Source organism: Psychrobacter sp. APC 3281 (assembly GCF_030407815.1).
Classification (GTDB): Bacteria; Pseudomonadota; Gammaproteobacteria; order Pseudomonadales; family Moraxellaceae; genus Psychrobacter.
In genome coordinates this window covers 92,398-105,459 of record NZ_JASDCS010000009.1, presented here as the reverse complement: position 1 = coordinate 105,459, position 13,062 = coordinate 92,398, and the positions used below count along the sequence as shown (strand labels likewise).

13 protein-coding genes are annotated in these 13,062 nt (G+C 42.3%); 6 read left to right on the top strand and 7 right to left on the bottom strand.

Annotation, left to right across the window (positions count from 1 at the left end):
- Positions 1–9 precede the first annotated feature (9 nt).
- The 5 genes from QL886_RS09505 to QL886_RS09485 form a co-directional block, all read right to left on the bottom strand.
- Complete coding sequence (locus QL886_RS09505) at positions 10–480, bottom strand: F0F1 ATP synthase subunit B (protein ID WP_101205956.1); 471 nt, start codon at positions 478–480, stop codon at positions 10–12.
- Between the two features lie 117 nt (positions 481–597).
- Positions 598–846, bottom strand: a complete 249-nt coding sequence (gene atpE, locus QL886_RS09500) for a F0F1 ATP synthase subunit C (protein ID WP_010197960.1) — start codon at positions 844–846, stop codon at positions 598–600.
- 33 nt (positions 847–879) lie between these two features.
- On the bottom strand, positions 880–1,746 hold the full coding sequence (atpB, locus tag QL886_RS09495) for a F0F1 ATP synthase subunit A (protein WP_101205957.1): 867 nt from the start codon (positions 1,744–1,746) through the stop codon (positions 880–882).
- Positions 1,747–2,422: 676 nt separating this feature from the next.
- Positions 2,423–2,821: an ATP synthase subunit I gene (locus QL886_RS09490; protein ID WP_238050580.1), complete on the bottom strand. Its 399-nt coding sequence runs from the start codon at positions 2,819–2,821 to the stop codon at positions 2,423–2,425.
- 277 nt (positions 2,822–3,098) lie between these two features.
- Positions 3,099–3,992: a metal ABC transporter substrate-binding protein gene (locus QL886_RS09485; RefSeq protein ID WP_290178525.1), complete on the bottom strand. Its 894-nt coding sequence runs from the start codon at positions 3,990–3,992 to the stop codon at positions 3,099–3,101.
- A 210-nt stretch (positions 3,993–4,202) separates the two neighbouring features.
- Here QL886_RS09485 and QL886_RS09480 point away from each other — a divergent pair, with 210 nt between their 5' ends.
- The 6 genes from QL886_RS09480 to gluQRS all read left to right on the top strand — a co-directional run bounded on the left by QL886_RS09480 (position 4,203) and on the right by gluQRS (position 9,885).
- Positions 4,203–4,781 (top strand): transcriptional repressor, encoded by a 579-nt coding sequence (locus QL886_RS09480; RefSeq protein ID WP_191114371.1) that lies wholly within the window; start codon positions 4,203–4,205, stop codon positions 4,779–4,781.
- 78 nt (positions 4,782–4,859) lie between these two features.
- On the top strand, positions 4,860–5,657 hold the full coding sequence (locus tag QL886_RS09475) for a metal ABC transporter ATP-binding protein (protein WP_290178524.1): 798 nt from the start codon (positions 4,860–4,862) through the stop codon (positions 5,655–5,657).
- A 104-nt stretch (positions 5,658–5,761) separates the two neighbouring features.
- Complete coding sequence (locus tag QL886_RS09470; protein ID WP_290178523.1) at positions 5,762–6,565, top strand: metal ABC transporter permease; 804 nt, start codon at positions 5,762–5,764, stop codon at positions 6,563–6,565.
- Between the two features lie 315 nt (positions 6,566–6,880).
- The gene (locus tag QL886_RS09465; protein ID WP_290178522.1) at positions 6,881–7,720 is read left to right on the top strand and encodes a metallophosphoesterase; all 840 of its coding nucleotides are present in this window, start codon (positions 6,881–6,883) and stop codon (positions 7,718–7,720) included.
- 492 nt (positions 7,721–8,212) lie between these two features.
- Positions 8,213–8,650, top strand: a complete 438-nt coding sequence (gene dksA, locus QL886_RS09460) for an RNA polymerase-binding protein DksA (protein ID WP_057762021.1) — start codon at positions 8,213–8,215, stop codon at positions 8,648–8,650.
- Positions 8,651–8,880: 230 nt separating this feature from the next.
- A complete protein-coding gene (gene gluQRS / locus QL886_RS09455) occupies positions 8,881–9,885 on the top strand; it encodes a tRNA glutamyl-Q(34) synthetase GluQRS (RefSeq protein ID WP_290178573.1) in 1,005 nt (334 codons plus the stop codon).
- A gap of 132 nt (positions 9,886–10,017) precedes the next feature.
- On the opposite strand, the gene QL886_RS09450 is transcribed toward gluQRS, so the two are convergent.
- Together QL886_RS09450 and murD are read right to left on the bottom strand one after the other, a co-directional pair.
- A complete protein-coding gene (locus QL886_RS09450; protein ID WP_182176715.1) occupies positions 10,018–11,214 on the bottom strand; it encodes a putative peptidoglycan glycosyltransferase FtsW in 1,197 nt (398 codons plus the stop codon).
- Between the two features lie 280 nt (positions 11,215–11,494).
- The gene (gene murD, locus QL886_RS09445; protein WP_290178521.1) at positions 11,495–12,919 is read right to left on the bottom strand and encodes a UDP-N-acetylmuramoyl-L-alanine--D-glutamate ligase; all 1,425 of its coding nucleotides are present in this window, start codon (positions 12,917–12,919) and stop codon (positions 11,495–11,497) included.
- Positions 12,920–13,062 lie beyond the last annotated feature (143 nt).

Below are 13,062 nucleotides of genomic sequence, written 5' to 3'. Positions count from 1 at the left end.
TCCTCACAATTACAGCTTCGCCGCCAGTTGGTCTAACATACTGGCATGTTTTTGCACATCGACTTTGTCTTGCAAAATCTTCTCTGCACCAAGTACAGCCAGTTCAGCAACTTGGGCACGTAATGATTCACGCGCTTGATTGATTTCTTGATCGATAGATGCTTGCGCTTGTTGACGAATGCGCTCGCCTTCCGCTTGGGCTTGCGATTTTGCATCTTCGACGAGCTGATTGGCACTCTTGTTCGCTTGCTCGATTAGAGCGGCAGCCTTGGTCTTTGCAAGATCAAGTTCCTGCTGGACATTTTGCTCCGCGGTCGCCAAATCTGCTTTTGCTTTTTCTGCGGCATTCAGACCTTCAGCAATTTTACGCTGACGCTCATTGATGGCACCGATAAGTGGTGGCCACACGAATTTCATGCAAAAAATCACAAATATTGCAAAAGCAATGGCTTGACCGACGAGGGTAAAATTGATATTCACGTGATCACCTCTTTGTTAATGAAAAATCAGTTTCATTGATCATGTTTGGTAGTCAAATCTTGACTATATTTGATAGAAAGTCTCCGAATACCAAACATTTACAACTGAGCTTTCGGATTAACCTGCTAGAGGGTTAGCGAACAACAATAGCATAGCAATACCAACACCGATCATCGGAATAGCATCAAGAAGACCTGCTACGATGAACATACGAGTTTGCAATTGTGAGCCAAGCTCTGGTTGACGCGCAACGCCTTCTAAGAATTTTCCACCTAGAATAGCAAAACCAATACCTGTGCCAAGTGCGCCAAGACCGATAAGTAGTGCTACTGCGATAACTGTGTAACCACCTAATACTGGATCCATTGATGTATCCTCATTTACCTATTGAATGTCTAATTAATGTTCAGTTGATGATGCAAGCGACATGTAAACTATCGTCAGCATCATGAATACGAACGCTTGAAGTGTAATAACTAAGATGTGGAAGATAGCCCACGGTACCGATAACGCCCATTGAATCCAAAACGGCATTAGAGCAATCAGTATGAAAATCAATTCCCCAGCATACATGTTGCCGAATAGACGCAAACCAAGTGATACAGGTTTGGCTATTAGAGTAACTGCTTCTAGGATGAAGTTGATGGGAATCAAAATCGCTTGTACGATTGGGTTTTTGGCGCCAAACGGATGCAGTGTTAACTCACCGATAAAGCCGCCCAAACCTTTTTCTTTAATGCTATAAAAGATAATCAGTGCAAAGACAGAGAACGACATGCCAAGCGTGATGTTAGGATCAGTCGTTGGAACAATCTTAAAGAAAACATGATGTGGATCATGGCCCATAGCGGCACCGATTTGCCCAGCAATACCTGGAATGAAATCAACAGGTATTAAATCCATCAAGTTCATCAAAAAGATCCAGACAAAAATGGTCAACGCCAATGGCGCAATCAGTTTTGATGTACCACTGTATGAATCACGAACGTTGTTATCAACAAACTCAACGATCATCTCAACTGCGGCCTGAGTTTTTCCTGGCACGCCTGAAGTGACTTTTTTGGCAACCATCCAAAAGACGGCGCAAAATAAGATACCTAGACCAATCGACCATAGCATAGAATCAAGATGGATAGCGTTAAAGCCCATTGCCCCTGCTTCTTCAGCAGTATGAGCAACTTTCCAACCTTCGCCTGGCAGATAGCCATACGTCCAATTCGTTAAGTGGTGAGAGATATATTCTGATGATGTTTGCTCGGATGCCATAATGTAAGCTTCTTATTAATCAACGATTTAATCAACTACCAAAAATATGGTTGTCATCTGATGAGGTGTAGTATTTATATCCATCTTGCTATTAAGCAGACAAATAAACCGTACTAAATCACTCATGTAACCAACAACATCCAACCCATAGTTCTATTACTAATATGCAGTATTTGATAGCGTGAGATAAATTTTAGCTATCAAAAAAGGGCTTATGATAACTCAGTAATAGCCCTTGCATTTTTATACGCAAAATTATTATATATGTGCTTGCCCACTGACCGTTTTTTACGATCGGCGCTTAATGTAGCGCTTATAAGCAAAATATTTAGCCGCCTATATTAATGCAGCGTTGTATTCGTGTAAAGTCAATTGTGATTTTTTTATCCACTGTATGAATAAGTTAGCCACCAGTTTTACTTGCTAATATAGCTACTAACCATAATTAGATAACAGTACTCTAATTATCAGTGATACAGATAGTTGAGTAACCCCTACCCTCTCACTGCATACTACGTCTAACATTGAGACTCATAGTGCGGTCTTTATAATCACTGGTGCTATCCTAAGACAGCGTTGTGCTTCGACTTTTCGAACTAGTCATAGAGAAGCTGGACGGCAGGGTGACTTGCCAGTACTATTAATAAACCATCTGTTTAGCGATCATTTATTAGCGCTAGCGTATATGCCACAACATCCAACTGTGACTAATTTGCATTACCATAAAACCGATAAACAGCGCTGGCGCAGATAGGGGTTGTACGGTAATAAAAATTAGTGCAAAACCAAACACGGTCAATAACCATTTTGACATTTGACCCCGATATAGCTGGCTAACGATGTGTTGGCGCGCGCGATATCCGGTGTACCAAAAAATAAAAAACGCAAATACTGCTTGAGTGATAAAACTTAGTAGCGCACCAATTGCAGCGCTTTTTGCTATCGTAAGCTCACTATGTAGCCAAAGAGTATCTACTATCCAAGCAATGATAATAAGGATAAATAGTATCCATGCTTGTCGTTTAATATAGATGCCAATCTTGTCTTTTTGCGTGCGTTTGGCAGGCTTGGTCATCGGTATTCCTATAGCCCTTATAGCATTGGGACAATATATCATACTTATGATAATTTTATCCGTGAATGACTTACTCTACAGGCATTACCTTTCGGCCAAAATAAAACGCTACTTATTATAGGTAGAGCGTAACTATTAAGCAAGTAAAATATGACTTTTATCAGTCACCTAACGCATTTTGCTAAGATTATTATATTATTTAGTCTGTAATAAATGCTTTAAACAAAGCTATACAACTAACTTAAACAATCCTAGCAAATTGCTGTTCTTGGCTATATTACGAGATACATTGATATATCTGTTTGGCCATACTCTGCCAACCGCTGATAAAATCATCGCTACTACTCATATCTTCTGGCTGTACCGTACTCTTCACTGGTTGTAGCTTCGCAAGTAAGCCTTTTGCTGGCTCACTTGGACTGACCAAACACATTTGTTTGGCTGGGCGTTGCTCATTCAACCAACGGAGTTGGCTTGCTTTGGGCGATAGATGATGATCCACGCTAAGGCTACCAACGAGCGTTAAGTTTAAGCTGTCTTCGATATATTGATAGGCATCATGATAAGCCCAATAAGGTCGTGTTTTTGAGTCACTCTGAGTAAAGCTTTGCTCAAATGTAGCAACTTCTTCGTCTAGCTGCTGCGCAAATTTTTTCGCGTTGGCTTGGTATAGATCTTTATATTGTGGATTGGCATGACTATGAATCACAGCCAATGCACGGGTAATGGCTTTGGCATTTTCAGGATCTAGCCAAATATGTGGATCTAGTGTACCCGCGATAGCGTTGCCCTTTACATCACGTAATGGATGTCGATTGAATGCATCGAACTCAAATAAAGCAATGGTATTCGGGGCTGTTTTTAGGCTTGCTGCTAGATTGTTTTCTAGCGGCTCACCAAACCATACGACGAACTTGCTGTCTTTGATTGCCTTGATATCACCAGGGCTGATACTACCATGATGCCCAACCTCCCCCGCTTGCAATAGTCGATTGGCTGATGGCGCACCTTCTGTTACTGCTTCACTTAACAAGAATAGCGGATAATTACTAACACTGACCGTTGCAGCTTGTGCATTCAGTGTGAAAGTTCCTAAAACTATCAGTCCTGTCATTAGCAAGCGCTGTAATGTGATAAGCGAACGTACGGAGTAAGTAAAAACAGCGTTCATAGTAAGCTCTTTTATTGTTAGATAGCATTGTTGGATAACGAACGTATGAGTAATAGTGTCCTGCCCCACTCCTGTAAAAAGGGTAGATATACAAGACTACTATAAGACAATTAACTCAGTTCTTATTTTAGTATGTTATACTATAACAATAAAAAACGCTATCATAAAAAACGTCATGCGATTACCATGCTATTTTTAGGAGCTTGTACCATGTCTATTACTTCATCGATCTGCGAACATTTGCATGATGTGCAAGATCTGACTCCGCATGATGTTTATGAACGCTTAGCAGCAGCTAAAGAGCATTGCCGTCTAAATGGCGCGCGCTTTACGCCTTTGCGTCAGCAGATATACCAATTGGTTTTAGAGGCGGATCAGCCCGTTGGCGCTTATGACCTAATCACTCAGTTGCAGCAAATGCGGTTGTCTATACCTGATGACAGCGATATTCAAAAAGTAGCGAGCTCACCAACACTTTCGGTAGAAACTAAGACAACCAAAAAACGCGCGCCAAAAAACGTCGCGCCACCAACGGTTTATCGCAGTTTAGAGTTTTTGCTAAGTGAAGGGTTGATTCATCAATTAACCTCTATTAATGCTTATGTTCCTTGCTGTCATCCTCGCGCCCAGCATACAGCCGCCTTCTTGATCTGCGATCAGTGTCAACGAGTGCAAGAATGCAGCAGTCTACCCGTTCAAGAAATGATGAGCTTTGCCGAGCAAGATGTGGGGTTTGTGGTTGAGCGTAGTGTCATTGAGCTTAGCGGTCGTTGCCAAGCTTGCCAGTAAAATTAAAGCTACTATAGTTTGTGTAAACGTTTTAAGCATGTTTCGTCGATTGTCTATTTACCTATGCGTTGTCATATTATGAATACCTCTACCCTACCTTCTAATCAGTCGAATAATGCTGTTGCGAATAGCAGTACTGTGAGTAATGCTGACCAATTATTGAGCTTAAACAATATCAGTTACCATATTGGGCCTCAACGTCTGCTCTCTCACATCGATATTGACATTGCTGTTAATGAGACGGTCAGTCTTATCGGTCCCAATGGCGCTGGTAAGTCAACGCTAGTCAAACTTATCTTAGGTTTGATTGAGTCAACTGATGGCTCTATGACAGCACATCAGCCGCTACAGCTTGGCTACGTACCGCAGCGATTTGCTGTACCACCGATATTGCCATTACGCGTTTGCGACTTGTTGGCGCAAGCAGATAAGAAACGTTTAACTTCTAAGCAGCGGCAGTTTATCTTTGATAACTTATCATTAACGCATTTACTGTCACGGCAAATGTTGCATTTATCAGGTGGTGAGACGCAGCGCGTACTATTGGCCAGAGCGCTATTAGACAAACCCAACTTGCTTATTTTAGATGAGCCGATGCAGGGTCTCGATCCTGATACTGAAGTTTGGCTATATCAGTTTATTGATGAGCTGCCTGATTTCTTACGTTGCGCCATGCTAGTGGTGTCTCATGATTTACACTGGGTCATGAAAGGCAGCCGCCGCGTCATTTGTTTGAATAAGCATATTTGCTGTGAAGGACAACCAAGCGAGCTGGCCATTAGTACTGAATTTCAAAAGCTATTTGGTCATCATTATGAGCAGCCATACGTGCATCAGCCTCATGCCTGTGAACACCATGCGCCAAGCGAGCTATAGTTTTAATAGACAAAGCTCGAAATCTAGCTCATTAAAGCCAAAACTATTAAACATATAAATAATACGGCTCTACTCTTTTATAAAAAATTTTACGGACATTCATTATGACTGCTTGGTTAGCCATCATTGCGCCTGCTTGGATCGCTGGCAGTATATTAGCGTTATTATCAGCGCCGTTAGGTTGCTTAGTATTGTGGCGGCGTATGGCGTTTTTCGCTGATGCCTTAGCCCATGGCACGTTGTTGGGTGTGGCGTTGGCTGTCTGGTGGCAATTGCCAATGGGTATCGGCATTGCATTGGTCAGTGTCATGGTCGTACTGGGGCTGGTCTTGATTGATGATGAGCGTCTGCCAGTGGATGCTGTATTGGCAGTCGTGTCGGTGTCGCTCTTGTGCTTAGGCTTGCTGGCTTTGACCCAATTGACTGACCAACAAGCGAATGTGCTCGGGTTTTTATTCGGTAACTTATTAGATCTTGATTGGGCAGATTTGCCTTTGCTTGCTGGTAGCGTATTAGCTGGCTTGGGATTGCTTATTTACATTTGGCCCGCGCAAATCAAGCTGGCAACGCATGAAGCATTGGCACGTATTCAAGGTATCAACCCAACACGGCAACGACTGTTTTTTATGGGTGTTCTTGCAGGGTTCTGTGCGATTGCGCTACAAGCGGTTGGCAGTCTATTAATCAGCGGATTATTAGTACTACCTGCACTGACCGCACGTCTATGGTCGGCATCGCCAAAACAAATGGTGATTATAGCGTTGATAATCGCTCAACTGGGTGTGACACTTGGTGTGTGGGGTAGTATCTGGCTAGATATTCAAACAGGTCTTTCTATCGTCTTGATATTAGCTGCTTTATTTTTTGCTGCACTCATTTTTTCAAAGCTAATAAAGATAAAACTTTAGTTAGCGTCGCTGTAAATACGTTATAATAAATAAAACATGACTGTTTTTCGCTATCTTTTTGTTCGACTTTATTTTATTAATATAATGAATACTTTAGCTCGATAATACTATAAGTCGGCTCTAACTTTAAATTTGCTATTGCTAGTTGATAGTATAAATATCGTTGATTAGAATCAAAGTAAGCTCTAGACAAACACTGTGCTCTTCTATAGTAGATTCATGATAATTATAAATACCCAGTGAAAAATAGTAGCTCATTTATCCATACTCGCGCTAACAATACTTATTGTTGTGATTCGATAAGGGACTGAACCAATGCCAAACTATCCTGCCAATAAGTTAAGCACCTCTGACCAAACGATAAATATCTTACAAATTACTGATTTGCATTTATCGACGCCTGTCTTTGTTGCTGAAAGTAATACCTATAGTGAGGACGTGGCTTGTCAGCATAGTTTCGAAGCAGTGCTCCAGCAGGCACTTAATGAAGATATTCGCTGTGATTTGATTATTGTGACTGGTGACTTGGTCAATCGAGTAAAGTCTTCAATTTACGATCATATCTTTACTGTATTACAGGCGACTCAGATTCCTTTTGCTTGTATTGCTGGTAATCATGATGTGACGGACGAGAATGGTAAAGACTTGCCGTTTTTTCAGCGAGAGCTTGTCGCTCAACCTGCTGACTCACGTTTGTTAAGTCGTCATGTCATTGAGACTGAATACTGGCAGCTGTTGTTATTAGACTCCTCCATTTCTGGTAAGGTCGCAGGCGAAATCACGCCTACTGATATCAATTGGTTATGTGAGAGACTCAGCACCTGTGATAAGCCCGCATTAATCGCCCTACACCATCATATTGTTCCAGTTGATTCTGGCTGGATTGATACCCATATGGCAGAAAACACTGAGAGTTTTTGGCAGCATATGGCGCCATTTGAACAGCTACAAGTGGTGATCAGTGGCCATACTCACCAAGAGCAAGTTCGACTGCGCCAAGGCGTCACGGTGTATAGCACGCCATCTACCTGCTATCAGTTCAAACCTTATGAAGATGATTTTTCTTATGACGAGCATGCACTACCAGGATATCGCTGGTTGCAATTAGCCAACAATGGAACAGTTGCAAGCTGGGTTGAAAGACTGGATACTTGATGCCCAGAATTATTGGTACTAGTAAAAGCTATAGCCCTTTGTACTTATAGCTTTCGTCAATAATTCCTAATCAAAAATGCAGTGATGAACAAATAAAATATGCATTCAATATAAAAAATCACTTCATTATTATTACAAACAATGATACAACTTATGAAATAAAGCAAGGGTGGCCCAATATCTAATATGAAGCCACTGCACGATAGCTAGGATGGCCCATTAACCACAAGCTCAGTTTTCACAATCAATGACCTACGGCATGCTTTAGACAGTATTATTCAAACCGAAGTTTATATAACAACCTATCTAACAATCGGTATATAACTGTCAAGATATAAAGTCTACGATATTATTTGATCAGCTGTGTTACTTGTATTACCAAGTGGTGAAACGTTTGATAAAAGGACAAATTGTAGCGTTTGTAGCATTAATAACGTCTTGTCTTTTGATACGTCGTTTTATTGAATTAATTTGAAAAAGTAGGATACCCATATGAGCACCCTGACCACGAATCCGAGTGAAGTTAAATTTACTCCTTATGTGCCGGCCAAAGACGAAGAGTATATGTCTGATGCGCAGTTGGAGCACTTTAAGGCTATTTTATTGGATTGGAAAAACCAACTGATTGGCGAAGCGGATCGTACCAAAAACTACATCCAAGATGAGTCAAGCGCCATGCCAGACATCAATGACCGTGCCACTCAAGAAGAAGAGTTTGCACTGGCATTACGTACTCGCGACCGTGAGCGCAAACTTATCCGCAAAATCGACAAATCTATGTTAGAAATCGAAAATGATGACTATGGATTTTGTGAGACTTGTGGTGTAGAGATTGGATTACGTCGCCTTGAGGCACGTCCAACCGCTACCCAATGTATCGACTGCAAAACCTTATCTGAAATCAAAGAACGTCAAAACCAAGGCGCTTAGATCAGATGTTACAGATATGAATGTAAGCAGAAGCGACCTTATAATAGGTCGCTTTTTGTATTTCAGACTGTCACTATTTTGCTAACCTCATAGCACTACTTCACAAAATATAATCGCCTCAATAATGATACAACTAACAAAACAATCTCATTTAATGAATATCTTTTGATACTCATATTTATTATTCTATCTTTATTACCTCTTATAGACAGCCATTTATTTTGAAAACAATGCCTACCGCCATGCCGACTCAAACGCCACCATCACAGCCCATTGGCCGCTTTGCGCCTTCGCCAACGGGTGAGTTACATCTCGGCTCTCTAACCACTGCGCTTGCTAGCTTTTGCCATATCAAATCAACCGGTGGTAAATGGCTGCTGCGTATGGAAGATACTGATACTGAACGCTGTGACAGGCAGTTCACTGAGCAAATTTTGATGGATCTTGAGGCACTTGGGCTACATTGGGATGGTGATGTTATTTATCAGTCTGAGCGCATTGATATCTATAACGATTATCTATCATCATACCTGCGGCCGTTGACCTATGGTTGCCAATGCTCTCGTAAAGACTTAGAACAGTACTGGGCGCAAGAAGAGATAAGTAGAAACCATAGTCTTGCCAGCTTAGCTGCGCTGACCGACCAATCATTAAACGAACAAGTTTCATCAATTGACCAAGTACAGCCAAATCGGCAGCGCTATCCACGTCGCTGTGTGTCAGCTGACCTTGATAGACAGCAGCATAAGCTACGTATTCAGCTACCAGACTATCGGATTGGCTTCAATGACGGTATTCAGGGATTGCAATGGGATAATCCGCAGCAGACGTTAGGCGATATGGTCGCTCGTCGTCAGGATGGCATGATTAACTATATACTGGCAGCCAGCCTCGATGATGGTCTACAGCAGGTTACTCATATCATGCGTGGTCTTGATATCCTACCTATGACGACGGCGCAAATCGGTATCATGCAAGCCGCGCGCCTACCTACTATTGACCAATGGTATCATCTGCCATTAATTAATAATGCTGACGGCCAAAAGCTCTCTAAGCAAAACCTTGCTCAACCAATCGACACATCAGATCCGAGCCAACTTATTACTGAAGCCCTATCACTATTACAGCAAGCAAAGGTCGATAGCGATACCCCAGAAAATATGCTTAAACAAGCCATTGCTCAATGGGACAATACCCCACTACAAGGCAAGCAACAGTTAAACTTGTCCTACTGATAAGAGTTCAAAAGCTATAAATAGACAATAAAAAGCGCCACTATGAGTGACGCTTTTATTCCAATAGTTCGCAACACTATTTACCGAAATCTTAAAGTTACATTATGCCAAGCCCATTGTATGCAAAACCTATTAATAGTAACGGCATTGGCTTTTTTCTATTTCAGGGCTTTCTTTATATATTTTCAATAATAGCGCGACCATAACCAAACTAATCAACATAGACGATCCGCCATAACTAAAGAACGGCATAGTCAAACCTTTGGTTGGAATGGCGCCCATATTCATCGCAGCGTTAATAATCGTCTGGGCAATAAATACTACACCAATACCGAAAGCGGTATAGCTCATGCGCATTTGACGGCGTTTGAGCGCGTTGTAACTGATCCGCATCGCACTACCGATAATTAACGCTTCAAGTATCAGTACCATGCTGACACCGACGAACCCTAACTCTTCACCCGTAATGGCTAATAGGAAATCCGTATGTGCCTCAGGCAAATGCGACAGTTTCTGTACACTTTCGCCATAGCCGACACCCGTGAACTGCCCACGACCAAAGGCGATCAAACTACGTGCCAGCTGATAATCGGTATCTTGTACATCGTCAAATGGATCCATAAACGACATCACACGTACCAATCGGTACTCTGCCGTAGTCACCATCAACACTGCACCGCCAACAGCAGCAGCACCCAAGGCTAAGAAATGCTTGTAAGGTGCCCCAGCGATATAAAAAATCGCGAACAGCGTACCAATAATGACGACAAAAGAACCAAAGTCTGGCTGCGACAATAGCAGTATCGTTATCAGCGCGACTACCAACATAATTCGTAAGAAACCATCTAGGCCATTACGAACTTCAAAAGATCGGCGCACCACAAAGTCAGATACAAACACAATCATGACCAGTTTAGCTAACTCGGCTACCTGAAAGTTAAAACCACCTACCGTAAGCCAGCGTTTGGAACCATTGATTGGTGTGCTAAACAACGTGGCAACAAGTAATAGCCCCGTGATGCCTAACAAAGCAAACTGAGTCTCGGTCTTATAAAGTGTGCGTAAAGACACGCCATAATAAGGAATGACCGCAACGATTAAACCAATCGTCATATACAACAGCTGATTCTTGAAAAAATACAGCTCGGTCATACCGCGGCTAAGCGCAAAAGGGATAGAAGCAGAAGCAACCATCAGCAGACTAAGCACCATCATACAGCCGACGCTTGATAACAAAATTGCGCGCGCTGATGGCATAGACAGAACACCATCTGAGCCAGAGGTTTGCTTGGTTTGGGGCGAGGAACGAAAAAAAGAAGAGAGCGCCATAATTTTATATACACTAACAAACGAAAAAACACGGCGTCTATGAAACGCCACCGTTTAAAAAATCATAAAATAAATCGTACTAAATAGATGGTGATAGAAAACCTGTAACCATCGGCAAACGCCTTAGCTAGCACCTATTTCAGCAATCAGGATTATATGCTTGACAGTAGCAGCAATCTATAAGCAAAACAATCATTTATCCAGAAAATACTGGCTGTTGCTAGAGAAGAGACATCTGCTATGCCAATCTATATAGCTGCTTAATATATTCGACTACCTATCAAGCTTCTGATTGTGCGGTGTCTAATTGATTGACCAGTTGGCTAAAGTGGTCACCGCGAGCCGCATAACCACTATATTGGTCAAAGCTGGCGCAGGCAGGTGACAACAACACAGCCTGCACTTGCGATAAACTACTGGTAGTGACTTGTTGAATAGTCGCAAACGCATTCTCTAATGTCTGACACTGATGTAGCGCAATATCATCACTCAATTTCGCAGCTCTTAGATGTTGTTCAATCTGCTCGCCATCTTCACCAATGAACAAAACTTGGCTCACGTATTGATTGATAAAAGGCGTTAATTCACCAAACTGTTGCCCTTTGCCTTGCCCACCTAAGATCAATAATAGCTTACCGTCTTTTGGCGCATAGACTGCGCCTAAGCCTTCGATAGCGGCCATGGTCGAACCAATATTGGTGCCTTTAGAATCGTTGAAATAATCAATGCTAGCAGCATTTGCCACATATTGGCAGCGGTGCTCAAGACCTGTGAACTGCTGTAAAGTGGTTAGCATGCTCTCTAGCGGTAATCCTGCAAGCTCACCAAGGGCCAGAGCCGCTTGCGCATTCAGTAGATTATGACGACCTTTAATCAACAGTTTGTCTGCCGACAGTAATCGTTCTGTACCACGAGCAAGATAAGTTTGGCCTTCTGTATCGGTAATCAGACCATACTGACCTTTATCAGGGGCATGAATACCCGTACTAATTCTCGGTAGGTTGTCTGCGACCAATGGACGAGTGAGTGCATCTTCACGGTTAATCATCACCGACTTGGCACCTTGGAAAATACGATGTTTGGCTTGATGGTAGCCAAGCATATCTCCATGACGATCTAAATGATCAGGCGACATATTGAGCACAGTCGCTACTTTTGCGCCCAAGTTGGTGACGGTTTCTAATTGGAAACTAGACAGCTCAAGTACCGCAAGTTCCATATCAGAATTGTCTAGCAATGTTAAAGCTGGTACACCGATATTGCCGCCGACACCCACATTAACGCCAGCATCTGCCGCCATTTGACCAACTAACGTAGTGACCGTACTTTTAGCGTTAGAACCTGTAATCGCTACGATGGGTGCGGTACACGCTTCACAGAACAGTTGAATATCGCTAACTACAGGAATATTGGCTTGGCGAGCAGCAGCTACAGCGGCAGTCTCAAGAGAAATACCTGGGCTAATAATAATACGTGCTGCTTGCTGCAATAAATCGGCATCTATCGCACCAAACTGACGAATATTTATCTCGGCTGGCAACTGATCGGCCAATTTAGGGGCAACTTGAGCATCAGTGACTGCGACTTGATAGCCTTGCTTGGCCAGATAATGCGCGACTGACAATCCAGACTGCCCCAAACCCACCACGACTTGTAGACCACTACCCTTATGAAGTAAGGCTTCTGTTGCTGTATTAGTGGTCATATCTATTCCTTCTATTAAACGAGAAAAGTTGTATCAAATAAATCTGCTGTATAGCGACTCTAAACGACGCCGCTAAGATATGCAGCATCTTAACGCCATCGTTCAGATTTCGGTAATGATTTTTTATGAGTTTATGCTATTAT

Coding starts and splice junctions, on each gene's coding strand:
- atpE (WP_010197960.1), bottom strand. CDS start 846: ATGGATCCAGTATTAGGTGGTTACACAGTTATCGCAGTAGCACTACTT.
- atpB (WP_101205957.1), bottom strand. CDS start 1,746: ATGGCATCCGAGCAAACATCATCAGAATATATCTCTCACCACTTAACG.
- QL886_RS09490 (WP_238050580.1), bottom strand. CDS start 2,821: ATGACCAAGCCTGCCAAACGCACGCAAAAAGACAAGATTGGCATCTAT.
- QL886_RS09485 (WP_290178525.1), bottom strand. CDS start 3,992: ATGAACGCTGTTTTTACTTACTCCGTACGTTCGCTTATCACATTACAG.
- QL886_RS09480 (WP_191114371.1), top strand. CDS start 4,203: ATGTCTATTACTTCATCGATCTGCGAACATTTGCATGATGTGCAAGAT.
- QL886_RS09475 (WP_290178524.1), top strand. CDS start 4,860: ATGAATACCTCTACCCTACCTTCTAATCAGTCGAATAATGCTGTTGCG.
- QL886_RS09470 (WP_290178523.1), top strand. CDS start 5,762: ATGACTGCTTGGTTAGCCATCATTGCGCCTGCTTGGATCGCTGGCAGT.
- QL886_RS09465 (WP_290178522.1), top strand. CDS start 6,881: ATGCCAAACTATCCTGCCAATAAGTTAAGCACCTCTGACCAAACGATA.
- dksA (WP_057762021.1), top strand. CDS start 8,213: ATGAGCACCCTGACCACGAATCCGAGTGAAGTTAAATTTACTCCTTAT.
- gluQRS (WP_290178573.1), top strand. CDS start 8,881: ATGCCTACCGCCATGCCGACTCAAACGCCACCATCACAGCCCATTGGC.
- QL886_RS09450 (WP_182176715.1), bottom strand. CDS start 11,214: ATGGCGCTCTCTTCTTTTTTTCGTTCCTCGCCCCAAACCAAGCAAACC.
- murD (WP_290178521.1), bottom strand. CDS start 12,919: ATGACCACTAATACAGCAACAGAAGCCTTACTTCATAAGGGTAGTGGT.